Here is a 24,172-nt window from a genome sequence, read left to right on the forward strand (position 1 = left end):
CAAACCGATAGATCGTGTTCGGAAACTCGACCGGCTCCGCCGCCCGCAAAAACGCCGTCACAATTCGCTCTTGCTCCTCGCGCGAGCGATCGAGGGTCGACGAAAGGGCCTCCTGCGCCGGCGGGTTGCGGTCCGGGATCGAGTACTTGTGCCCCACCACGAGCCCCGCACACGGGATTTCCAGCTCGTTGGCTAGCACCACCTCGGGCCCTAAGGTCATGGAGTTGACCTGGGCCCCAAGGCGCGGGAGCGCCCGGTTTTCGGCGGCGGTCTTGGACCGGGGGCCCTGCACGTAGGCGAACGTCACGGCGTCGGCCACCGACGCGCCCACCGAATCTGCCAAATCTTGGACCTGCTCGGTGACCCCTGGCGCGAACGGGCCTTCGTCGAATACGAGGTGTCCGTGTTCGGCTGAGGGCTCGGTGAACATCGTGCAGGCGGTGCCGTCGGGCAGGCGGTTGTCGAGCATGAGGAGGTCGTCCACCAGCAGCGGCCGGTAGAGGGGCACCTCGGCGTCCAGCACCCCCACCGAACTTGTCACCAGGAGCGCCCCGCAGCCGACGGCCCGAAGCGCCGCGGCCTGCGCGCGGTAGTTGATCTGGTTCGGGAGCAGACGATGCGGCAGCTCGTGCCGGAAGAGCACGTACGCCGGACGCTCGACCTCCCGCATCCGATACAGCGTCTGTGAGCCCCAGTCTGTCTCGATCTCCTCGGGGGCTAGATCGAGCTCGCCGGGCAGGGAGTCGGCGAAGGCACTTCCGAGGATGGCGGCAACACTCATGATGATGGAAGCCTGGATGCGTGGAGGCACGAACGCGTGGAGGCATACACGACTGTGCCTCCATGCTTCCATACATCCACACCTCCACGCTTAAAATTCGTACCGCAGACCGAACTGGAAGTGCCGCGGCGGCCCAACGTTTTTTTCCTCGATGGCCGATCCGGGAGGGCCGACCTGAATCTGATTGCTCTGGGTGGCGTTGTTGGCGAAGCCGCTGAGGTTTTTGGTGTTGAGGAGGTTGAACACGTCGGCGCGGGCCACTACGCGTCCGGCCCCTACCGGCCAGGCGTACTGCAGGCTCAGGTCGAAGCGGGTGGACCACGGCAGCCGGCCGCTGTTGCGCGAGGCGCCGGGCCAGCGGTCGCTGTTGCCTACGTAGGCGGCCCCGTAAGAGCGCCCGTCCCCGTTCAGGTCGCGCGTCCCGAAGATTGAGGCGTCGGGCACCCAGTTCACCGGCTGTCCGCTCTGGAGGAGGCTCGCCAGCGTCACCTGCAGTCGCTCCGTGGGATACACGGTGCCGATGGCGCTGATGACGTGCCGCCGGTCGTTCACCGATGGGCCCCACTCGTCCCCGTACCGGTTGGCGGTCTCGGCCCTGAAGTTGATGTCGTCGGTGTTGTTGCGGAGGCGCGAGAGCGTGTAGCTGAGCCGTCCGGAGTACCAGTCGTCGCCCCGATCTTTCACGAGATTGAAGTTGGCGGCCCAGTAGCGCGCCTCCCCCTCCGTCTCCGTCATCACGATGCTGCGGGCCACGCCGGGCTTGTAGAGCGGATTGCCGTTCGGTCCGAATTTGATGCTGCCGTTGTCGGTCCGCTGAAAGAGATCGACCGGGCGTGTCTTATCGGCCTCGAATCGAGATCGCACGAGGTCCGATGGGTCCCGGTCGGGATCCTGGCGGGCGGCCCGGAGCTCCTGAGCAGTGATGTCGTAGGGGGCTGGTGCATTCAGATCCCGCAGGCGGAAGAGGTCGTAGGAGCGGGTGTGGATGAGGTCGACGTAGGCGAGCCATTCGGCCCCAAACTGCCGCTGCACCCCGAGCGAGAACTGGTGCGTCTGCGGGTTCTCGTAGCCGTTCGGGTTCAGAATGCGCCGCTCGTTGCTAAAGGAGGCCTGAATCTCCTCCCGGCTCAGGTCCGCGGCGGTCGGGCCGCCCAGGTAGTCTGAGGTGGGTGGACTCGCGGTGCGGGTGCCGTTGAACGTCACCGCGTCGACGTTGGTGTCTTCCGGCAAGAGTCCCTGATCGATCAGCGAACGGATCTGGGCCTTGTACGCGGGATTGGTCGCGTTCTGCTCCAGCGCGTCGCTGACGACGGAGTAGACGATCTTGTCGTAGAAAATGCCGTAGCCCCCGCGCAGGCTCGTGCGCCCATCGATCGCGTAGTTGAGGCTGAGGCGCGGAGCCAGGTTGTTCCAATCAGCGTCGTCCGGACCGCCTGCCCCCTCCGTGAGGCTGTCGTAGTCCCACCGCAGCCCAGCGGTCACCGTCAGGTCCGGCACAGGCGCGAACTGGTCCTCGACGTACAGCCCAATCAGGTCTTGACGCGTGCCAAACGTGGAGGGCCGCAGCTCAACGCTGTAGTTGGTCACATTGATGTTCCCCGGCAGGATGCGTCCGAGCCTACGCGGCGTCAGTGACGCCCCGACGTCGGCAGTCCGGAAGGTTTCCATCTGTTGGGCGCTGAGCCGGACCGTGTAGTTGCCGTTTGGGTTCCCGCCCCCCGCTAAGCTGTGGTCGGACAGGAGCACGTCGGCCCCAGCCTTCAGGGTGTGACTGCCAAGCTGGTACGTAAGCTTCTGCTGGAACTGGAGCGTGTTTTCGACACTGTTGAACTGGTAGCCCGGGTGGCCGAGCACGGCGATGGGGGTGCCCTGAGGGTCCTGCACCCTCACCTGGGGGCTATTCGGATTGGCCGCGTCTGCATAGTCCCAGTTGAACCAGCTGTATTGCACGTTGCTCTCGTACACCAGCTGGTCGCCGGCGTACGTGGTTTGTATCGCCGCGTGCACCCCGTCCCGCTGCTGGGTGTTGGCGGCGCTGGCGAACGTGATGCCCCCGGTGAGCCCCCCGCCCTGGCGGTCAATTCGCACCCGGTTGGCGTTGAGTCGCACAGTAGAGCGCCAGCGGTCATTCCAGCGGTGGTCCACTCGGCCCGAGAAGTAGGTGAACTGGTTCTGACCGTTGATGGTCGTCGAGTCGAGGCCCGGCGTGGTAAGCGCATTGTTTTTCCAGTCGGTCGTGTGCTCCAGGTTGACGAAGAAAAACGTCTGGTCCTTCACGATGGGCCCACCGAGCGCAACACCAGCTTGATGCCGCTGAAAACCACTCTTCACCGCGTTGCCCGAGAGGTCACGCTGGGTGGGTACGGACTCATCCTCCGTGAACTCCCCATCGATGGGCTGCCCGGGCCGCGTGAGGTAGAAGCCCTCCCCCTCAAGCTCATTGCTGCCGGACTTGGTGGTGACGTTGAAGATGCCGTTGCCGGTGCGTCCGTACTCGGCGGAGTAGGTACTCGTAAGCACCGTCACGTTTTTCACGGCTCCCGTCGGCACCTCGAACTGAGGCCCCCCGAGAAACTGCTCGTTGTTGTCCATCCCGTCGATCAGGTAGTTCGTGTACAGGCCGTTGGCGCCGTTGATGCTGACGTTAGGCGCCTCAGGGAAAAAGCCGGTCGACGGGGTGACGTTGGGCAACCGGTAGAGGGCCTGGGTAAAGTTGCGGCCCTCCACGGGTAGGTCCTCGAGGGCGGCCGCCGACAGGCTTGAAGACACCTCTGCGTTGACCCGGTTGACCTCGGCAATGCCCTGTCCTCCCTCCACCACGACTTCTTCGAGCTCATACTCAGCCAGTGGTTGGAGGAGCAGGGTAACGCTCCGGGTGAAGCTGTTCCGGAGGCGAATGCCGGAGATGCGTGCTTCGTAGTACCGATTGTTCTCCTTGAAGAAGACCTTGTAGGTGCCCGCCGTGGACAATCCTCCCCACTGGGCTGTGCCCTGCGCGTTGGTTTGCTGCGTCGACTCGTAGCCAATTCCTTCGTTCACAAGGTGGATCGTCACCCCGGACACGGGGGCCTTTTCCTCGACGTCGAAGGCGTGGACCTCGAGTCCCGCCTGCGCATGCGCCACAGGCCCCGCTGCGATTCCAAGCAGGACTGTTAAGAAGGCAATAGACGAGAAACTCTTGTGTAAGAGGCGTGCGGTTTCGCGTGTGAACGTACTCATGTCAGGAGGAAGATGACTTTGCGGAACCCACCGAGGATTGGATGTGGTTACGTCCTGGGACGCCACGGGCAGGGTGAGCAGTTGGCGTGGGTAGACCCCGAGTGTCGTCGGGCCACGTGGGAGTTCTGGCACTGCGCGCAGCGCCCGTGCTCCCAGAGACGTGCAACGACCTGCGGACCTCCTCCGACATGCGGATTACCGATGCGGAGGACCTCCGCTGCTGATAGGCAGGGCGGGCTGCGATCTTTGCGGCCTCGCGGCCTCCCCAATCGTTCCCACGACGCCACGCGTCGAAGAGGTCGAAGAGAAGGGCACGCGACCTGGACGACGCCGGGGAGGCCTGTTCGGATTCAGCCCGCCAAGACGGTGGGTGGGGCACGCGAGCGGGGGCGACGCAGGTGCTCCTTCGAAGCGGATGCTACGGGGCGCCCAGTGTGTGTGGTCGGCCCCAGAATCGTACGAAGCCTGGCGAGAGGCCCTTTCGGAAGCGCGCCCCGGCGGCGCATGAGGGCCGCAAGCTCGGCGGGGTCGTTTACGTCGTCGCGCGCTTCGAGCAGAGTAGGGGCGGAGCGGGCCCGCTCAGAGAGGTGACGGGCCAGGGCCGAAAACAGGGACGGCGACTTCCAGGGAAGCGCCGCGAACGCTTGCCGCTCGAACTGCGATTGGGTGACCCCGATCAGGTACGTCCCGTCGCGGTCGGGCGTGGGGCCGAGTACTGGCGTGCCCTCCTCGAGATGACTTGCCACCTCCTGCCAGTCAACTTCATGCAGGCGCGGACAGTCGCTCCCGACGGCGATCACACGCTCGTAGCCCGCCGCAAAGGCATCGGCCAGGGCGTTGGCGAGGCGCACCCCGAAGGTGTCACCGCGCTGCTGAGCCCCGTTGACCTCGAGGACGGGAAAGCTGCTGTCCTCGACAGCCTGTTGTGTGTGTTGGTAGAAGGCCTCGGCGACCCGCCGAGATTTCGCGTAGTCCTCCCGCACGAACCACTTGTTCTGCCACTCGCGCTCGGGGCGGTGGCTGAAGACGAGAATAGCGGTACGGCGATCAGAGACTCCGATGGTGGCTGAGGAGCTAGGCCGGATTCGTGAGGACTGCCGTCGAGGCAAGCACGTATGGCGTTTGACTTGTGTTAGATCCGGTCGGCAGCGTTACATCGCCCACCTTCAGTCACAGAAGTGTTACGTCTCTCTGCACCGTATCGGGACGGAGCGCTACTGCGTCGTCTGGCGCCTTCCCGTCGCTACTTGCCCGTCGCCCCCGCCGGCCGCGGACACGGTCTGATCGGCGTACTGTAGGTCGTAGAGCTTCCGGTAGAGGCCGTCCATCGCCAGAAGCTCCTGGTGGGTCCCTCGTTCCCGAATTTCGCCCTTGTGCATCACTAGGATTTTGTCGGCGTCCTGGATCGTGGAAAGGCGGTGCGCAATGGCAAGGGTGGTGCGCCCCTCCGTAACTTGCTCCAGCGCCCGTTGGATGAGCACCTCCGTCTCCGTATCGACACTGGAGGTGGCCTCGTCGAGCATCATCACATCCGGGTCGTAGAGGAGCGCCCGCACGAAGGCCAGCAGCTGCCGCTGGCCCCGCGAGAGGGACGAGCCACGCTCCTTCAGGTCCTGATCGTACCCCTCCGGCAGGCGCTCGATGAGCTGGTCGGCCTGTACCGTTCGTGCGGCGCGCCGCATCCTTTTCTCGCCGACCGTGGGGTCATCGAGGGTCAGGTTGCGCCGCACAGAGCCGCTGAACAAGAACACGTCCTGCGGGATGACACCGATGCGCTCGCGCAGGTCCTGGAGCCGGAGGTCGCGAACGTCGTGCCCATCGACGAGAATGCGACCTTTCTGGATCTCATAGAACCGGAGCAGCACGTTCATGACCGTCGATTTGCCTGCGCCGGTCGCCCCCACCAGCGCCGCCATCTCGCCGGGCTCTACCTTAAAGGACACGTCCTTCAGCACCCAATCCGGATTGCCCTCATTGTCCTCTTCGTAGGCGAACCAGACGTTTTCGAACTCGATGGTGCCCTTCAGGCCGTCGAGCGCAATCGGGGCCTCGGGCTCGTCGATGCTCTTGTCGGTGTCAAGCACGCCGAAGACGCGCTCGGCCCCCGCCATGGCCCGCTGCAGGGTATCGTACTTGTTCGAGAGGTCGCGGATGGGACGGAAAAATTGGCGCGCGTACTGAATAAACGCCACGAGGACCCCCAGCGTAAGCGCCGAGCCCCCGAGCGCCCGGAAGCCCCCAAACCATAGCACCGCCGCCAGCGCCACGTTCGAGATAAACTCGATGGACGGCCAGAAGATGGCGTAGTAGAAGATAGTCTTAAGGTGCGCCGCCCGGTGCTCGTCGTTGATGTCTTCAAATCGGTCCTTTTCCTCTTCCTCCCGATTGAAAAGCTGGACGATGTGCATGCCCGTCACGTGCTCCTGGACGAAGGAGTTGATCCGGGCCATCTGCTTGCGCGTCTCCCGGTACTGCCTTCGCACGTTGCGCCGGAACCAGAACGTCACCCACACCATCAGCGGCATCACGAGCAGCGTGACCACCGCCAGCATCCAGTTCAGGGTGAACATGAAGTAGGCGATGAAGAAGAGCTTAAACAAGTCCCCCAGCGCGGTGAAAAGCCCCGAGGAGAACGCATCACTGATAGCTTCCACATCGCTCGTGGTGCGGGTGATGACGCGGCCCACGGGCGTGTGGTCGAAGTACGAGAGCGACTGGTTTTGGACGTGACGGAAGAGCGTGGTGCGCAAGTCGTAGATGGCCTGCTGCCCGATCCACTGCGTGAGATAGTTCTCTGCGAAGGAGAGCAGCCCCTCTCCCACGAGGGCCAGCATCAGAAACAGGATGATTACCCGGAGTCCCTCCAGGTCGCCGACCACGATATAGTTGTCGATGGCCTTCTGCACGAGCCACGGGCGGAGCGGCCCGAGCACCGAGGCCCCCAGCGTGATGACGAGCGCCAGGACGATGTGCCACGTGTAGGGCGCCAGGTAGCGCGCTATCCGACGGAGTAGCCGTAGGTCGAACGTATGTACTTCGTCGACACGGTCTTCTGGCTCAAAATGGTCGTCGGAGGTGTCGTCAGCCAAGTGACGTGGAGCGAGTAGTTCCGAAAGAAAAATGGTTGCGGTCACGACAACTCGAAGGACGCCCCCAATGTTGCGTCCCCCGAAACGATCTTCGACGTTTCACGGCTGCCCGGTTGCCGCGGTCTGTTGCGGCTCTTTATCACGGGGATCGAGGGCGTAGCGGCGCAGTTCCTCAGCCACCGTCGCCGCCGAAAAGACCGACTGGGCCTCCCGCTCTAGCGGCTCCGGGGTACCATAGCGGGCGCTCAAGTGGCCAAGGAGAAGGCACTCCGCCCCCGCGTCCCGCGCTACCGCGGCCGCCTGCCGGGCCGTTGAGTGCCCCGTCGTCTCTGCGCGGGCCTGATGCTCGTCGGTGAAGGTGGCGTCGTGGTAGAGCAAATCCACGTCGTCGGCGAGGGCGCGCCCGCCATCGCAGGGGCGCGTGTCGGTCACGTAGGCGATCGAGATGCCCGGCCGGGGCGGCCCCAGCACCTGTTCCGGTCGTACCGTCGTGCCGTCCGCCGTCGTCACCGGAGTGCCGGACTGCAGGCGCCCAAAGGCCGGCCCTTCCGGCACGCCCAGCGCCCGCGCCCGCTCCGGCTTGAACCGCCCGGGCCGCGTCCGTTCCTCCAGCCGAAATCCCATTGCAAACCCGCGGTGGTCCAGCGGCCGCGCCTCCACAGTCAACTCGTCCGTTTCGTAAACGACCGCGTGCGTCAAGTCCTCTCCCACCTCGGTAACCCGCACCGGAAACGGAAGCTCGTCCGGGTCGCTCCCCGGAATCGCCTCCAGCATCGCGCGCGCTCCGGGCGGCACCACGAGCGTCAGGGGCTCACACCGCTGCTGCAGGGCGAGCGTCGACAGGAGGCCAGGCACGCCGTAACAGTGGTCGCCGTGCAGGTGCGTCACAAAGACGGCATCCACGCGGACCCGGGGGAGGTCGGCATCCAGCAGGCGGTACTGCGTGCCTTCCCCACAGTCGAAGAGCAACACCCGCCCCTTCCGCTCGACGGCCACCGACGAAAGGTGCCGCTCCTCCGTGGGAAGCGCCGAGGCGGTTCCGAGGGGGACGACGTTCGTGGTCATAGAGCGTTACACGTTGGGACGTTCAACGTTGAACGTTTCAACATTCAACGCTATAGTGCCTGGATTTTTTCCTCGAGAAGTTGCTTCTCGTAGAGGTCTGCGTAGAGCCCCTCCTCGTTCAGAAGCGCGTCGTGCGTGCCGCGCTGCACCACTTGCCCCTCCTCCATGACCAGGATAAGGTCGGCCTCCTGCACGGCGCTGAGACGGTGGCTTACGATGACGAGCGTGCTGCGTCCTTGCCGTTCCCGGAGGGACCGCAGGATGTTTCGCTCCGTCGCCGTGTCGACGGCCGAGAGCGCATCGTCGAAGATCAGGACTCGGGGATCGCGGATAAGCGCCCGGGCAATCGAGGTCCGCTGCTTCTGCCCGCCGGACAGCGTGATGCCGCGCTCCCCCACATACGTATCGAAGCCATCCGGAAAGTCCGTCACGATCTCGTCGAGGTCCGCCTCCGCCGCGGCCCGGCGGATCTCGTCCCGGTCGGCGTCGAGGTCGCCGAAGGCGATGTTGTTGGCCACGGTGTCGCTGAACAGAAAGACATCCTGCGGCACATAACCCATGTGCTGGCGCAGCGTCTCCAGCGGAATGGTCCGGATGTCGTGCCCGTCGATCTCGACGGTCCCCGTGTCCGGCTCCAGAATGCGCGGAATCATGCGGACGAGCGTGCTCTTGCCTGAGCCGGTGCGGCCCACGACGGCGAGGGTGTGGTCGGCCGGCAGATCGAAGCTCACGCCCTGAAGGGCCGGTTCGTCCTCGTCTTCGTACTGGTACCACACGTCCCGAAAGGCAACGTGGCCGTCGAGGGTCTGAATGGAGGCGTCGGTGGCCGGTCCATCATCAATCTCAGGCTCCCAGTCCATGATGCGCTGCAGCCGCAGCACCGACGCCGAGGCCCGCTGGATCATCGTGATGACGAAGCCGAGCGAAGCCACCGGCCACGTCATCATGTTGATGTAGATGATGTACTCGGCAATATTTCCGATCGTGATGGCGCCTTCCGCCACGAGCCGTCCGCCCATCCAGACCACGATCACCGTAGAGATGCCGACGAGCAGCAGGAACAGGGGCCGCCACGCCGACTCCACCCACGCGAGGTCGAGATTCCGTGCGCGGTACTCCTCGCTTTCCTCATCGAAGGCTTCCGCCTCCGCCTCCTCACGGGTGTACGCCTTCAGCACCCGGATGCCCGACAAGGCCTCCTGGACGCGGCTGGTGAGCGAGGAGTACTGCTGCTGGAGCCGGTCGCTGCGGTGGTGAACCATCCGCGCCATAAAGAAGACCGCCACTGCCAAGAGAGGCAGCGGGGCAAGAGCATACAGCGTAAGGGTGGGCGAGATCACGAACATGGCGGTGGCGGCCACCAGCACCATCACGAGCGAGCGTGTGACGTACATGATGGCCGGGCCAATGTAGCGCCGCACCTTCTCGATGTCGTCGGTCGCCCGGGTGATGACGTCGCCCGTCGAGTATTGCTGATAGAACACCGCGGAGAGCTGCTGGAGGTGGTCGTACAGGTCATTTCGCAGGTCGAACTCGATGTGCCGGGAGGCCACGACCACGGTCTGCCGCATGAGGAACATGAACAGTCCGCTCGTGCCCGACAGCAGGATGATGACGACCGCGAACAGCAGCAGGGCGACAAAAAAGTACGCGTACAGGGACGACTGAGCCGGGGTCCCTTCGTACAAGGTGTAGAGCCGCACGAAGCGGGGAATCCCGTTTACGGCCTGCCGCACCACCATGGGCACGGTGATTTGGAAGCCCGCCGAGATCATGGTGAACAGCAGGCCCGGAATGAAGAGGTACTTGTACCGCCAGAAAAAGTGATTGAGGCGAGCAAGCGGACCCATACTCGGTAAAGCAGCGGAGAAACGTGCGCGTTGGCTTCAATGCGGACGACGGAACGGCTGATCCCTTAAAGGAGCGGGAGAAACAACGATGCGGCAACAAGTCCTAGTCTGGACACGTGTGTCCCCCAGATCGCTCAGAAGGCCTGCCCAATTCCAAAGTGGAGAAGCGGCCCCCCGAAGTCATCCGAAAACACATCGTTGTTCACAGGCGAGGGATCGTGTAGGCGATACGCGAGGTCGAGTCGAACTACAAGGTATTCCCACTCAAGGCGAAGCCCAATCCCCCCTCCCACGCCCACGTCAAGCAGCGATTCAAGCCCCTGGAAGCGCCCCCCCCCGACGTTGACCTGCTCCGCCGTGCTCAGGCGGGTTGGCATCGTCGAGTCGGAGGGCGCTCCGTCACTACCAAGTCCCGGATTTCGTGGCCCGAACCACACGTTTCCCACGTCAAGAAAGGCAGCCCCGGTCCACCGCGCCGCGAGCAGGCTCGGAACGAGCGTCGTCCGGAGTTCGAGGCTTGACTCTAGCTTGAGATCCCCCCCCAGGATGTTTGCGAGCCCCCCCTGCGCCGCGGCCGTCGTATCGGCGGGGAGCCGCGTGGCCCCCGGTCCCAGGTCCCAGAGTCGCCACCCGCGCACGCTGCTGGCCCCACCGCTGAAGAACCGGCGGTCGAACGGGACCACGGTGGGCCCGGCCGTCGGGTGGGCTACGCCTCCAAAGAGTTTCATCGCGACGGTCGTCCCCGATCCCAGGGGCACGTAACGCCGAAGGTCCACCGTAGTCCGGAGATAGGGACGATAGAGAAGACGTCCGGTCAACCCCCCTGTGCCCCCAAAAAAGCCGGGCAGGGAGTAGTTCAGCGTGCCGGGCGCAAACACAAATCGGTCGAACAGGAGTGGGAGGGTGCTGCCAACTTCAGCCGAGAGCTCGTAGATGTGACCGTTGCGCCGCCGCAGAAGATTGGCGGTGGCCGAGCGGAAGGTATAGCGAAGGGCCGTGTTGATTTGCGGACGGGTGTAGTCCTGCAGAATCTGCTGGCGCTGCACGGGGTTCTGCACTCCTCCTCCCTCCGGCCCAAAGACGCGATCCAGGAATCTAGAGCCAAACTGGTCTAGCGTGTCTGGATTGCTGAGGCTCAGGTCCAGAACGTCGAGGCGAGAGACACGCGTCGGCGTGTGTCTCATTTCCAGCTGGAGCTGCGCGTTGACCCGGCTCCGGATCCGCAGGCCAAGCTTGTTGCGTCGGGCCGTGAGGACCGAGAGGGACACCCGGGTCTTTGTGCTCGTCAGATCGAAGAGCTGCTCGAACGGGCGAAATGGACGGATGAGGTACGGGAACGTCAAAGACCCGCTCACCTCGAGCTGTCGAGAGCTGACCAGCGTCGAATCGAGGCCGGACGCTACCGATCCAGACGCCCGAAGACGAAACGCTTCTCCTCCCCCGAGAGCGTTGATGTTTTCGTAGAGCCCGCTCAGGCCTACCCCAAACTCGTTCAGTTGGAGGCTGGTCTCGGCACTCCCTATCGACTCGCGTTGCAGCGCAAAGGTTTCCGCCCGCACACGGTGTCGCTGCCGCGTCCGTCCCTTGATGCGAAGCGGCAAGTACCGCGCCCCAGCGCTGTCCCGAACGACCTCTCCGAACTGTGGAGATAGGCTCGTGAAGGTAAACACCCCAGTGCTCTCGAGCCGACGCTTGGTTGCCTGGATCGCCGATTGGTCGTGGTATTCACCGGGGGAAAATTGGAGGCTCCGACGGAGAATGCTCGAATTGAGGTGGCTTTCGTCCGTGATCCGAGCCGTGATCAGGGGTTGATACCCTCCGCTTGAGTCCACAGTCGCACTGAGCGTGTCGGTCCGGGAAGGGGTCGTTTCGGTGCCCGTCACTACGAAGCGGATGTCCCCGAAGCGGTACCGCGGCCCCGTTTGGATGCGAAAGGTCACGTCAAACGAGTCGGACGCCACGGAGTCGACGATGGCCCGAATGGAGTCCCGGCTTGCCCCGGCGTACCCCTCGTTCTGCAGAAACGTTAGGATTCGGCGGCGCTGCTCCAGGAGCAGTGGTTCGCGGTACCGTTGCCCCTGGACCGCAAAGCGTAGCGTGTCCCCAATGGTCGTGGAGGTGGGTTCGAACACGGTCTGCTGGGCAAGGCGACGCTTCTGGCTCCGAGTGAGCACGTCGAGGCCGGTATATCGGACCTGTCGGATGTAGGTTGTCGGCCCCGGCTCCACCGAAAACGTCACTCGGGCCCAGTCGGCGGACGGTGAGGATTCGATCCGGTACGAAACCGTTGCGTCCCGAAACCCCTGCTGCCGGTAGAACAGTCGCAGGCGCTCGGTGTCCCCGACGACGGTATTCGAGTCGAGGCGGGCGGGCGGTTCGCCCCCCGATTTGAGCGCGTCCCCCAGGCGCGACCACATCCAGTCGGAGTTGCCCAGCTGGTAGACCCAGCGCCACCACGTGAGCCCCGGAATGCCCAGGATCCGGCGGTTCGGCTGCGTCCGCAGGTTCTGCTTCAGGGTTTGGTCTGAGAAGTGCTGGTTTCCCCGAATTTCGACACTCCGTACGACTGGCGCGGTAGTGTCGGAAGCAATGGCGCCAGGCTGGGGGTCCCCCAATGCTCGCACCGGAGAGCCCCCTCCCCACACGAGCATTCCCCCGATTACCCCAATCAATAGGCTCCACGCCCCCCCGAACCGGATCTGGACCATCGCCGGGGAAGGTGTGGACATCGGGACGGTCGGGCGGAAGGGTCAGAGAAGCACAGATGGACAGTCGGTACTTCCTAACGTCCAAATGGGCGGACGGTGCCGGGACGTGGAGGCCGTTTCCTTGAGAACTCTGTCTCAAGGCCCAGCGCGGGCCTCGACAGAAGATGTGGCATCCCAGGGGTCCGCTCGTCCCAGGATTTTTCCCCGTCGCCGACCGAGACGGGGAGTGGACAGCGGATCCACGGCGCTCCTCAGCCTCCGATCATCATCTGTCGGCGTGGGGGCGCGGAAGCCTTCCTACCGGGCCGCAAGAGAATTTGAGGTGGTGTCTTGGACTTGCATTCGGTACCGCTGAGTGCGCTGCACGAGACGATGGTAGCTCTTCGGGCTCATGTCTGGCACAAAGAATTGCATGGGATCGAGGGCCTTTCCGTCCATGTTGCGGACCTCGTAGTGGAGGTGGGGACCGGTGGATTGACCCGTGTTTCCGCTGTACCCGATCGTGTCGCCACGCTGAACCTGTGCTCCCGGATGAACGTCGTCCGGGATCTTCGAGAGATGGGCGTAGCGCGTTACGTACTCCGACTTTGAGTGCCGAACCTCAATCACCTTCCCGTAGCTTCGACTCCACTCGGCGCGCTTTACCGTGCCGTTCGCCGTGGCCATTACAGGCGTGCCTTTCTGCAGCAGGAAGTCAACCCCCGCGTGCATTTTTCGGACCTTCAGGATGGGATGCTTGCGCATCCCAAACCCAGAGATTATGGGTCCATTGGCGGGTCGAATGGCAGGCAGCTGGCGGAGTCGTTCCCGACGCTGCTTCGCGACATCGTAGAGCTCACGATAACTGGCCCGCTGCAGGCCAACCTGTCGCTCCAACTTGTCGAGCTTCTGTGTTGTATTTCGCAGGAGGGCCTCGGTGCTCTTTCCCATCTTCTCGAACTTGCTGTAGGGATCAGTCCCGCCGATCCCCACCTGGCGCACGTCTTCCGAGATGGGCTTCAGTTGAAAAAGACGTCGGTACAGCGTCCGATCTCGCTTTGCCAGCGAGTCAAGCCGGGTCGAGAGCACCGACATCCGGTCGTTCACCTGGCTTAGCTGACGCTCAAGGGCCTTGTTCTCCGCCTTGAGGGTCTGCTCCTGCGGAGTTGCGATCCACTGCACGTCCAGCATCCAGATGGCAAATCCCGCCAGGATGATGGCCAATCCCAGAATTTGGCCCACGTAAGCCCCCCATTCATTCCAGGTGGACTCGACTTTCTTGAAAGAGCATGTCTCTGGGTCGTAGTAGTACTTTTGCCTCTGACTCATCACGACGAGTTCGCTGAGCATCCGGTGGAGAAAGAGATGCGTCCCGATGACGAGGATGCATCCATTCTCAGTGAGAGCCCCCACACTGATTCCGCCTTTCTCCTCGAGAGACGCTCTCAGACTTAGGAGTACACTGGTGGGTATTTGTCCCTGAACGGACGAGACGTTTTCTGGTCGATCCTCATAGAATCGGGAGTAATATAGGAGGGAGGGCAAGGCCTGTCAACCGAGAGAACCTCTTTGGAAGAGTTCGAGGGCAGGACACGACGTATTACACAGAACCTTTCTAACAGCGGTCTTTTCGGAGCTTGCCAGAGCCTATTCGTAGTCCTGCTCGAAGTACTCAATGCTCCGGCGCGGCGCGGGCGGCCCCTCCTGTTGAATCCGTTTGCGGAGCCGCTCGGTGAACACTTCGGCGGGATCGTGCCCGTAGTGGCGGAGCAGGTAGTTCATGGCGATCACCTCGCAGATCACGGTGATGTTCTTCCCGGGCGTGATGGGAACCCGCACCATGGGAAGATCGACCCCAAGGATGTCGTGCGTATCCTCGACCATGTTTATTCGCGTATATTCTTCGTCCGAATCCCAGAGCTCCATGTGAACAACGATCTCGATGCGCTTCTGAAACCGGATGGCCCGGATGCCGAACATAGAGCGGATGTCGACCAGACCCAGTCCCCGCACCTCCATGAAGTGTTGCACGAGATCGGTCCCGGCCCCCATCAGAATGTCGTCCCCCTGCTGGGTAGCGATAACCACGTCGTCGGCCACGAGCCGGTGGCCCCGCTCCACCAGATCCAGGGCCACCTCACTTTTCCCGATGCCCGGCTTGCCGAGGAGAAGGAGGCCGATGCCGTAGACGTCGACCAAGGAGCCGTGAACGGCCCGCTGTGGGGCAAACTGGTCGGTCAGGAAACTCCGGAGGGACGACGTGAACTGCACGGTCGGCAACGGCGTGCGGTAGACGGGAATCCCGGCCTCCGTGGCCCGGTCCACCAAGGGCGGCGCGAGATCGTTGTCGGCCGTGATGATCACGCAGGGCACCGGGAACTGAACGAGATGCTCAAACGCTTCCCGACGGTCGGGGTCGCCGAGATCATGAAGATACTGGGTCTCCGTGTTTCCGAGAATTTGGACCCGTTGGTGGGTGAAGAGATCGACGTACCCGGCCAGGGCGAGGCCAGGGCGATGGAGGTTGCTCTCGGTCACCTCGCGGTCAGACGCCCCCACGCCGTCGTTTACGGGAACGACCGAGACTCCCACCGTCTCGCGCAGTTGACGGACCATGAACTCCACTGTGATCGACTCTTTCTGAAAGGTCTTGGGACGGTCCATGCCGAAACAAGATCCAATCTGAGCGTCTCTGGTGAAGCCGAATCGTACCGGGGCCAGTGAACCTGCGCCCCCCACCCCCTGTGTCTGCCCGTGCGTCGGGGACCTGGAGGACCTCCCAAACCCTTGCGAGTCGTTTGGCGGCTCGTGGAGTTCGCTTCTCGAAGCCAGTCGTTTTGGCCGGGGGCGTTCCCGACCCTGCCCGGCGCTCACGTTGCCAGGGCCAAGTTTCCAGACCGCTTCGAAGGCGGAGGAGCAGGGGTGGGAGCCGCGCTAGGGCACCTCCGTGTTGTTGAGGATTCGCTCGACGAGGTCGGCGGCCGTGACTTGTTCGGCCTCCGCCTCGTACGTAATCACCAGGCGGTGCTGCAACACGTCCATGGCGATGGCGCGCACATCTCCGGGCGTCACGTACGCCTGATGCCGCAAAAAGGCGTGGGCCCGGGCGGCCAGATTCAGGTTGATGCTCGCCCGCGGCGACGCGCCGTACTCTAGGAGCGGCTCCAGTTCCCCAAGGCCATGCGAACTCGGGTCTCGGGAGGCCAGCACGAGATCGACGATGTACTGCTCGACTCGTTCATCGACGTGGAGATCGTTGAGCAGTTCTCGGGCCTTCAGGATCTGATCAGGCGTCGCCACAGACGTCACGGAGGGGGGGTCGTCCGTGCGGGCCATGCGGCGCATAATCTCCAGCTCCTCGTCCTCTGTAGGGTAGGACACGTCGATCTTGAGCATAAATCGATCCACCTGGGCCTCGGGGAGTGGATACGTGCCCTCCTGCTCGATGGGGTTCTGGGTGGCGAGGACGAGAAAGAGATCATCGAGAGCAAAGGTTTCCTCTCCGATGGTCACCTGTCGTTCCTGCATGCTTTCGAGAAGGGCACTCTGTACCTTGGCAGGGGAGCGGTTAATTTCGTCGGCCAGAACGACGTTGGTGAAGATCGGGCCCTTCTTGACCGAAAAGGTGCCCTCCTTCTGGTTGTAGACCATCGTTCCAAGAAGGTCTGCGGGCAATAGGTCGGGGGTGAACTGGACGCGCTGGAAGCCAGTCCCGAGGGCACTGGAAAGTGCCCTCACCGTGAGAGTCTTGGCGAGCCCGGGCACCCCTTCGAGCAGCACATGCCCGTCGGCCAGGAGCCCGATCAGCAAGCGTTCAATCATATACCGCTGCCCGACAACGACCTGACCAATCTCGTCCAGCAAGTCGTCGGTAAACGCGCTCTCGGTGGTGATGCGGTCTTCGAGTTCGGAGAGATCGTGCTCGGCCATACTGGTTGGCGTCGGCGGGCGTGTGCGTGGGGAAGGGACTCAGGGGCAGGCATCTTGGGCTACGGGAACGAGAGCGGCTCGTTACGTGCCGAGATGCTCTCCCTCGTGCAGGGGGTAACCATTGAGAAAGTCGTTCGCGGTGAGGCGTTCCCTGCCAGGCTGCTGGAGGGAGACCACCTCCACCGCGCCGGTGCCACAGGCCACCAGGAGCTGTTCTTGAGCGGCGAGCACCTCCCCCGGCGCCCCCTCCCCATCGGCCGGTTGGGTGCGGTAGAGCTTGAGACGGGTGTCGTCGTGGGTCGTCCACGCCCCAGGATGGGGCGACAGTCCCCGGACGTGGTTGTGCACATCCTCAGCGGACTGGTCCCATGGAACCTCACAGTCCTCGTCGTGGATTTTGGGGGCCGGGGTGGCCTTCTCATCGTCCTGGGGCCGGGTCTCGACGGTCCCCTCCTCGATCTGCCGGACCGTCTCCACCACAGCCTCTGCCCCGAGCTCCTTCATCCGGTCATGGACCTCCCCGGCGGTTTCGTCGGGGGCTATCGACATGCGCTTCTGCAGGATAATGTCGCCGGTGTCCACCGACGGTTCCAGGAAGAAGGTCGTGACGCCCGTCTTCGTCTCCCCATTCATGATGGCGTGATTGATGGGGGCGGCGCCGCGATACTTAGGCAGGAGCGAGCCGTGCAGGTTGAAGGCACCGTCCGCGGCCGTCGTAAAGACCGTGGGCGGCAGAATTTTGTAGGCAACCACCGCGATCACGTCCGGCTCCAGGTCGGCGACCGCCTCGGCGAAGGCGTCGTCGGTCACGTCCTCGGGCTGCAGGATGGGGTCGATACCGGCCTCCTGCGCTACCTTCTTCACGGGAGTGGGACTCACTGTTTGCCCGCGGCCTCGGGGACGGTCGGGGCCCGTTGCCACCGCTACGGGAGCGTATTCGGCCTCGATAAGCGCCGTGAGGGAGGGCACCGCAAACTCCGGCGTGCCCATAAAAATCACTCGCATGATGCGTTGGAACGTCGGTGCGTTGAACGTTGGAACGTGGAGTGAGAAGGCTGATCGGCTGGACGCAAAAACGTTCAACGGAGCAACGCTCAATCTTTAACGCCTTTAAAAAGTCCCTCCACGAAGCCCTTCCGGTCGAAGATTTGCAGATCCTCGATTCCCTCCCCCACCCCGATGTATTTAACCGGCACCTGAAACTGGTGCGACACCCCGATCACGACCCCGCCCTTGGCAGTGCCGTCCAGCTTGGTAAGGACCAGGCCCGTAACATCCACACTGTCGATAAACTCTTCGGCCTGCCGCAGGGCATTCTGCCCCGTCGAAGCATCGAGCACAAGCAGCACCTCGTGGGGGGCGCTCGGAATCTTGCGACTCATCACCCGCTTCATCTTCGCCAACTCGTCCATCAGTCCCCCCTTCGTGTGCAGTCGGCCGGCCGTATCGACGATGACGACATCCGTGTCTCGTGCCTCGGCTGCCTCGATGCTGTCGTAGGCCACCGCGGCTGGATCGGCGCCGTGCTGTTGCTTGATGATGGGGACCCCCGCCCGGTCGGCCCAAATCTCGAGTTGCTCAATGGCGGCGGCACGAAAGGTATCTGCCGCTCCCACCAGCACACTCTTATCCGCCTGCTTGTACTCGTAGGCCATCTTGCCGATGGTCGTCGTCTTGCCGACGCCGTTTACGCCGACCACCATAATCACGTGGGGCGTGTTGGGCAGCGGGGCGTCGAAGTCAGCGGGGCGCTCGTCCGATCCCTCGAGCATCAGCCGCGCGATTTCGTCTCGGATCAGCTCGTTCAGCTCCTGAGACGAAACGTACTTCTCCTCCGACACCCGAGCCTCGACGTGGTCAATAATGTCGAGCGTCGTGTCTACCCCCACATCGCTCGTGATGAGGATCTCCTCAAGCTCGTCCAGGACCTCTGCGTCAACCGTGTCTTTCCCCCGCACCATGCGGTCGAGCTTCCCGAAAAAGCTATCTCGGGTTTTGTCGAGCCCTTCCTCAAGCTTCTCCTGCTCATCTTCGTCGTTCCAGCTCGTAAATTGATCGAGAAAGCCCATAGGCGATTGTGCAGCTAGGAAGAGTGTGGTGCACCCGCGAAAGAACGGTTACGTCGCGTGGGGGGCGGGGCTCGGGAGTCCCCGTCCCTGCGAGTCGCCGGACTCGGATGGGCCCGACGGCCCCCCGTCAGACGTGCGAGGTGGGGAATGTTGGCGAAGGAGACTTAGATAGCGAATGACGTAGACCACAAAAGAAATCAGGAGCAATCCCGTCGTCGTCCAGAGGCACACGTTCAAGACCGGAGGATCGGCCTCCAGAACGATGCTCAAAACGGTGAGGGCCAGCCACAGGGACGCGGCTTTGCCGGCCCACGCGCTCATTGTAATCTGTCCGGTGCGCCGGGCGATAGTTAATCCCCCCAGAAGAATGGCGAGGTCCCGCCCCACGATGACCCCGAAGAACCAAAAAGGAAGGAGCGGCTCTGCCGGCCGAAACGTAAGCGCTGTTACCGTCATGATTGCCGCGAACTTGTCGGCCACCGGGTCGATCACCTTTCCCCAGTCGGAAACGGTGTGGGTCCATCGGGCAATGCGCCCGTCCAGCCAGTCGGTGAGGACAATCAAGAAAATGAGCCCGAGGATCCAGCTGAGGGGTCCCCCTTGCCAGAGAAACACCGTGATTGGAACCACCAGCACCAGCCGGAGCAGGCCAAGCGCATTCGGAACGGTCCAAAATCGCCCCAAGTCGGGGGTTGAAAACGCAGGCATGGAGCGCCGGTTCAGTGTGACGGGTGAAGGATACCTCCCGATCGTAATGTAGTGAACACTACGGGTACACACCACCCGAGGGGACCTGTTGGCGAGAAATCCATTTGGATTTTGTGAGGACCGGTACAGGCGCAGGTCAATAGTGTGAAGTTGTTTTCGTAGAGGTGTCAGCCGCTCCATTTCCCAGTGGATTTGTCCTGCTTCGCCGTTTCGGCGAGCTTATCGCCACAGAACAGAAGCTTTCTTTCCCGCGAGGCGTCCATTTTGGCAGCCCCAAAATGGACGAAAAGGGCTTGGCTGGCAGAAAATGGCCTGAGGCCCGCTCTCGCTCCACTGAAATTTATCGAACTCGCCCTCCGTTCGTCGGGCTCAGCCCAGGACTACTTCCTCGCTTCGCTCAGGGCGCGGGCATGATAAATTTCGGTCGTTCCGCGATCGGGGGCCTCCGGGCGGCCATTTTCTGAAGGCCGGGGGTCGGCCATCGGAGGGTCTCTTACACCCAGTCAGGGGAGGCTCCTTCGAGCAAACAACTTCACACTGTTGGGCGCAGGTCAACGACACGCGGGTCTCCCGGCAATAGTGAGACGGAGTGCCGTGGCCCCTTCGACAACGACACCTGGAGATGAGGAACGAAAAATTCGAGGGCAGCTCCCCATCAGCACAGCTGTAGGGGAGCGGTCGCACTACCGATCCGATAGAAAAAGGGCCGACTGCACAGAGCAGTCGGCCCTCTTGTAGGGGAAGGGGTAGAGAGTCGCTGCGTAGCGCGTGTACTCAACGCCTAAGGGGCGGACACTTCAGTGGTCATGGTGCCGGAGTACTCTTTCCCGTCAATGGTTGTCGTTACCGTGACGTCGTAGGACCCCGGCTCCGAAAAGGTAACCGCAAGGTTTTCCCCCTGCCGCTTGCGCGTGCTCGACTGGGGACTCGGGGAAACCGACCAGCTGTAATCCTGCTTGATCGTGAAGGCTCGGACCTGGTACTCTCCAGTAACCCCCGACCCATCTCCGGGAAGGGTCAGGCTGCTCGGCCCACTGACGGTCAAAGAGCTTCCCGACGTGTAGTCGATGTTCTGTGTCCCCTGATCGCAGGCAGAGAGTGACATAGCCATGAGGAACGCCAGGATCACGGGAAGAACGTTCGGTCCCGGCAGAGAAAGGAGGCGGTGATTACTACGCATGATTACTTAGGTGCTTGTCAACGGATATCAGTGGAGGTTCGAAGGACGTAGAGCGGACTACTGTCGGGGAGGCACGTACTCCGTATCCCACCAGAGCAGTGTGCCCTGCGTGTCTTCGCCCCCGTCGCCACCAAGCATGTTGTTGACGGCGTTCTTGTATTTTTCAGAATTGAAGGTGCTCTCGTCCTGTGGGTACGCCATCCGGACGGCGATGGACCGGCCAAAGGCGGCTTTGCCGGGGTTGCCCGGAGGGACCTGCAACACACCCTGGAAGTCGAGGCGTCGCCAGGTCGACCAGCCCTGCACGCCCTGCTGGTATTGAGCAAGCCACTTCTGCACGCCAAGATCCTGGCTGATGCTGAAGTTGCCTGATCCCGGCATGTCGAGCTGGGAGAGGAAGTTGTCGACCTCGGCGTCGGTCGGGGCTGGTGTAATGTCCCCAGTCCAGTAGTCGATCGAAGCCGTAATGGCGTCGCGGTAAAGCTGCTCCGCGCTCTTGGTAATGTTCGGGACGCTCATGTCATCACGAAGCTTCGCCTCCGCCTTGATGAAGAGCACCTCATCGTAAAGCATGAGGATGGCCGGCTCAGTGGGTCGTCCTCTGACGCGCGGGCCCGGACGCGAGAAATCCTTGTTCGGATTCGTAAAGAGCGACTGGGCATCCCCCTGGGTGAGCCCGTACGGGAATCCGTTGAACTGATTCCCGGAACTGTCGGCATCTGCATCTGAGAAGAAGGCGCGGCGCCGCGGATCGTCGTTGTTGTTCATCACGCTGACCATTGCGGCCGGCGCTGCCCAGTCGTCGCGTCCCTCGAGGGCGTACTGGGCCCAGAGGGGATTCTGGTAGGGCGAGGAAGACCCGAACGGGATCAGAGCACTACCGTCGACACTTTCGAATGCACCGGCCTGAACGGCCTCGTTGATCGCCGTGGCAGCTGCGTCCGGCATCCGATCGGACATCCGCATGGCGAGACGCATCTTCAGTGCGTTGGCAAAGTTCTTCCACTTGCCCATATCGCCCCCATAGATGAGGTCGCCACTCGTAAGGGCGGGGGCGTCGGTCTGAATTGCCTGGCTGTACTTGGTGAGGGTATCGATCAGGGCCGGGTACAACTTCGGTTGCCCAGTGTAGGACGGCGTAAAGTTGCCCTGACTCCGTCCCTTCAGGGCTTCCTGGAAGGGGATGGGTCCCCATATGTCAGTCATCCACTGGTACGTCCAGACCTGCATGATCTTGGCAATCGCAATCTGATTTTGGGGGGGTCCAAACCCACTGGTTTGTCCGGGAGACTGGCGGTTGAGCCGGACGATCTGCTGCAGGTCGTTCAGGACGAAATAAAGGTCCGCCCAGTTGCCGTTGTTGGCTCCGCTCCGTGCGTTGGGGTACCGGTACCGATCCCCGTCTGTGTACTGGTTTGTGGTGAGATACTGGGCATAGCGCTTCCAAAACCCGCCGGGGTAGTCGTTCCACATGGTGCTCGCCAAGTCCTGCTGGGCTCCTGTTAAGAGCTCTCCCGGCTTGGCATTGCTGGGAGCGTTGGGGTTCTTATTCAGTTCGGTAAGATCGCAGCCGCCGATGGTGAGTCCTACCGTCAGGAGGCCGACAATCGCAAGGGTTCGGAGAACACGGTTCATAGCGTGGAGTGGTTGGGAGATTCGTTTGCGATTCCAGGGCATACAGGAAGCAGTGCTCTAGAACCGAACGTTCACCCTGAGTCCGAGGGTTCGCTTCGGCGGAAGCTGTCCGGTCTCAAAGCCCCGCTCCTGGGTGGTGGACGTCGTGATTGCCGTGGGATCGAAGTTGGGCGTGTACTTGAGCAGCGTCGCCAGATCGCGCCCCACCGCCGAAACAACGGCTCGCTGAACGGGAACGCCTTCGAACCACTGCTGTGGCAGCGTGTAGCTGATGGTCGCCTCGCGCAGCTTGATGTGCGTAGCCGGGTACATGTGCGCTGCGTGGTTCGAAAAGAGCGTCTGGAAGACGAGCTTGCCAGGACCGAAGGCACTCGTGGGATTCTGCTTCGAACCGCCGACGCCATAGAACGGCTCCCCATCCGAAGTGACAACGTTCTGGGGCAACGTCCCGAGCTGCCGGAGATTGTCCTTGACAGTTCCCTGGAACATGCCACTGTACAGCCCAAAGAGGTTAGAGAGCGACCAGATCTCTCCGCCCTTCTGACCGTCGACTAGGAGGCTGGCCCTGAAGTTTCCGAACGAGAACGACGTGGAGACGCTTCCCTTCCAGTCCGGACGGTAGGTGCCAAGCACCTTCGGACCTGATCGCTGATAGAACCCAAGGGAGCTGACGACTTTCTTTCCGTTTTTCTTCTTGAACCCATTTCCGTAGAATGTGCCAAGCGGCTCTCCTTCCTGAGCAACAATCTGCGGCCCAAAGGGTGGTCTCGCCCCTCCTGCCAGAGAAAGCCGCTTGATTCCGGGAGCGAGTTCCTCAACCTCATTCACGTTCTTGGACCAGTTGAAGGTGACGTCCCAGTTGGTACGCTCGGTAGCAACCGGGGTAACGCGGAGCCGAAGCTCAACGCCCGTGTTCGAAATTCGGCCCGCATTAAGCGTGCGAGAGGCGAAGCCACTGGCACGCGAGACGGAAACATTCTGGATGAGGTCCTGCGTCTCGTTCTGGTAGTACGTCGCGTCGAGTTCGAGACGATTCTGGAACAGCTGCACCCGGGCTCCAACCTCGAAGCTCGTCTTCAGCTCCCGCTTCAGATCGGAGTTGGGCAGGTTGGAGGGGATGGACTTGACCGGCTTGCCGTTAAACGGCGTTCCACTGTTGTACGTGAAATTCAGCGAGTACGGGTCCGTGGCCCGTCCGACGATCGAGTAGCCTGCTCGTATCTTTCCAAAGGAAAGCACGTCCGAGTTCTTGAGGGCCGGCAGGCTACTGAAGACGAAGCTTCCGGTCACCGACGGGTAGAGGTAAGCATTCTGATCCGCCGGGAGCGTGGAGGACCAGTCGTTGCGCAGGGTTCCGCCCAGGTACACGAGGTCGTTGTAGCCCACCGTCACGTCTCCATAGACGCCAATGAGGGCCTTCTCCTGGAAGTAGTCGTTGACGTTAGGACGGCTCGTCGAGTTTTCCAGGGTATACACACCCGGACTGATGAGCCCCCCGTTCGTCGAGCCCGAGTTGTTACTGAGACTGTTGTATCTGTAGTCGACCCCGGCCCTGGCCTGCAGGCTCACGGACTCGGTTAGTTGTCCGTCGTAGTTGATCCGTCCCTGGACGTTGGTCTCCTGCACTTCTCGGAGCTCCTCACTGTACCCCGACTGTGACACCGATCCAATGGCGGTACGCTCCTGTCGCCGGTCGGTGTAGTAGTCCGTGTCTAGGTTTGCCGACACAGTGAGGTCCTGCAGCAGGTCGTACGATACCCTGACCTTCCCAAAGATACGCTGCGTATCATCATTTTGGTAATTCTTCCGGCGGATCCAGTAGGGGTTGTTGGCATAGATGATGTCTCCCGTCTTGGGAGCCGTCGTGCTGTTGGCCCAATTCCAGGAGCGCTGGTCGCCATTGGGGCGCACAATGTCCTGCATGGGAGCATCTTCCGAGAGATCAATCTGGCGCTGGCC

The 24,172-nt window shown here is 62.4% G+C and carries 15 protein-coding genes and 1 pseudogene; all 16 read right to left on the bottom strand.

The features are described from left to right. Positions 1-781: 5'-methylthioadenosine phosphorylase (locus ABEL04_RS07620; RefSeq protein ID WP_375801788.1), on the bottom strand; the 781-nt coding region annotated here is incomplete at its 3' end. Between the two features lie 90 nt (positions 782-871). Continuing rightward, complete coding sequence (locus ABEL04_RS07625) at positions 872-4,000, bottom strand: TonB-dependent receptor domain-containing protein (RefSeq protein ID WP_375801789.1); 3,129 nt, start codon at positions 3,998-4,000, stop codon at positions 872-874. Between the two features lie 350 nt (positions 4,001-4,350). Next, positions 4,351-5,109, bottom strand: a complete 759-nt coding sequence (locus ABEL04_RS07630; RefSeq protein WP_375801790.1) for a DUF2064 domain-containing protein — start codon at positions 5,107-5,109, stop codon at positions 4,351-4,353. 105 nt (positions 5,110-5,214) lie between these two features. Next, the gene (locus ABEL04_RS07635) at positions 5,215-7,089 is read right to left on the bottom strand and encodes an ABC transporter ATP-binding protein (RefSeq protein WP_375801791.1); all 1,875 of its coding nucleotides are present in this window, start codon (positions 7,087-7,089) and stop codon (positions 5,215-5,217) included. Positions 7,090-7,188: 99 nt separating this feature from the next. Further along, a complete protein-coding gene (gene rnz / locus ABEL04_RS07640; RefSeq protein WP_375801792.1) occupies positions 7,189-8,154 on the bottom strand; it encodes a ribonuclease Z in 966 nt (321 codons plus the stop codon). A gap of 50 nt (positions 8,155-8,204) precedes the next feature. Beyond that, positions 8,205-10,004 carry an ABC transporter ATP-binding protein gene (locus tag ABEL04_RS07645; protein WP_375801793.1) on the bottom strand — a complete coding sequence of 600 codons (1,800 nt, stop codon included), beginning with the start codon at positions 10,002-10,004 and terminating at the stop codon, positions 8,205-8,207. A 134-nt stretch (positions 10,005-10,138) separates the two neighbouring features. Then, positions 10,139-12,733, bottom strand: a complete 2,595-nt coding sequence (locus ABEL04_RS07650) for a BamA/TamA family outer membrane protein (protein WP_375801794.1) — start codon at positions 12,731-12,733, stop codon at positions 10,139-10,141. Between the two features lie 276 nt (positions 12,734-13,009). Then, entirely contained in the window at positions 13,010-14,104 is a 1,095-nt protein-coding gene (locus ABEL04_RS07655; RefSeq protein ID WP_375801795.1) for a M23 family metallopeptidase, read from the bottom strand. 234 nt (positions 14,105-14,338) lie between these two features. Beyond that, entirely contained in the window at positions 14,339-15,355 is a 1,017-nt protein-coding gene (gene hprK / locus ABEL04_RS07660; RefSeq protein ID WP_375801796.1) for an HPr(Ser) kinase/phosphatase, read from the bottom strand. A gap of 270 nt (positions 15,356-15,625) precedes the next feature. Next, entirely contained in the window at positions 15,626-16,621 is a 996-nt protein-coding gene (locus ABEL04_RS07665; RefSeq protein ID WP_375801797.1) for an AAA family ATPase, read from the bottom strand. A gap of 81 nt (positions 16,622-16,702) precedes the next feature. Beyond that, complete coding sequence (gene fmt, locus ABEL04_RS07670) at positions 16,703-17,626, bottom strand: methionyl-tRNA formyltransferase (RefSeq protein ID WP_375801798.1); 924 nt, start codon at positions 17,624-17,626, stop codon at positions 16,703-16,705. Between the two features lie 89 nt (positions 17,627-17,715). Continuing rightward, the gene (gene ftsY / locus ABEL04_RS07675) at positions 17,716-18,690 is read right to left on the bottom strand and encodes a signal recognition particle-docking protein FtsY (protein ID WP_375801799.1); all 975 of its coding nucleotides are present in this window, start codon (positions 18,688-18,690) and stop codon (positions 17,716-17,718) included. 48 nt (positions 18,691-18,738) lie between these two features. Further along, positions 18,739-19,398 carry a CDP-alcohol phosphatidyltransferase family protein gene (locus ABEL04_RS07680; protein WP_375801800.1) on the bottom strand — a complete coding sequence of 220 codons (660 nt, stop codon included), beginning with the start codon at positions 19,396-19,398 and terminating at the stop codon, positions 18,739-18,741. Between the two features lie 781 nt (positions 19,399-20,179). Beyond that, on the bottom strand, positions 20,180-20,509 hold the full coding sequence (locus ABEL04_RS07685; protein ID WP_375801801.1) for a hypothetical protein: 330 nt from the start codon (positions 20,507-20,509) through the stop codon (positions 20,180-20,182). A gap of 126 nt (positions 20,510-20,635) precedes the next feature. Then, positions 20,636-22,213, bottom strand: coding sequence for a SusD/RagB family nutrient-binding outer membrane lipoprotein (locus ABEL04_RS07690; RefSeq protein WP_375801802.1), 1,578 nt, complete (start codon positions 22,211-22,213; stop codon positions 20,636-20,638). A 57-nt stretch (positions 22,214-22,270) separates the two neighbouring features. Beyond that, positions 22,271-24,172 (bottom strand): annotated as a pseudogene (locus ABEL04_RS07695) (SusC/RagA family TonB-linked outer membrane protein); the annotation flags it as partial.

The organism is Salinibacter sp., from assembly GCF_042218895.1.
GTDB lineage: Bacteria > Bacteroidota > Rhodothermia > Rhodothermales > Salinibacteraceae > Salinibacter.

Bases quoted from the DNA above. Each gene is read 5' to 3' on its own strand.
- hprK (WP_375801796.1), bottom strand. From the start codon at position 15,355: ATGGACCGTCCCAAGACCTTTCAGAAAGAGTCGATCACAGTGGAGTTC.
- ABEL04_RS07665 (WP_375801797.1), bottom strand. From the start codon at position 16,621: ATGGCCGAGCACGATCTCTCCGAACTCGAAGACCGCATCACCACCGAG.
- ABEL04_RS07645 (WP_375801793.1), bottom strand. From the start codon at position 10,004: ATGGGTCCGCTTGCTCGCCTCAATCACTTTTTCTGGCGGTACAAGTAC.
- ABEL04_RS07690 (WP_375801802.1), bottom strand. From the start codon at position 22,213: ATGAACCGTGTTCTCCGAACCCTTGCGATTGTCGGCCTCCTGACGGTA.
- ftsY (WP_375801799.1), bottom strand. From the start codon at position 18,690: ATGGGCTTTCTCGATCAATTTACGAGCTGGAACGACGAAGATGAGCAG.
- ABEL04_RS07685 (WP_375801801.1), bottom strand. From the start codon at position 20,509: ATGGCTATGTCACTCTCTGCCTGCGATCAGGGGACACAGAACATCGAC.
- rnz (WP_375801792.1), bottom strand. From the start codon at position 8,154: ATGACCACGAACGTCGTCCCCCTCGGAACCGCCTCGGCGCTTCCCACG.
- ABEL04_RS07650 (WP_375801794.1), bottom strand. From the start codon at position 12,733: ATGTCCACACCTTCCCCGGCGATGGTCCAGATCCGGTTCGGGGGGGCG.
- ABEL04_RS07625 (WP_375801789.1), bottom strand. From the start codon at position 4,000: ATGAGTACGTTCACACGCGAAACCGCACGCCTCTTACACAAGAGTTTC.
- ABEL04_RS07680 (WP_375801800.1), bottom strand. From the start codon at position 19,398: ATGCCTGCGTTTTCAACCCCCGACTTGGGGCGATTTTGGACCGTTCCG.
- fmt (WP_375801798.1), bottom strand. From the start codon at position 17,626: ATGCGAGTGATTTTTATGGGCACGCCGGAGTTTGCGGTGCCCTCCCTC.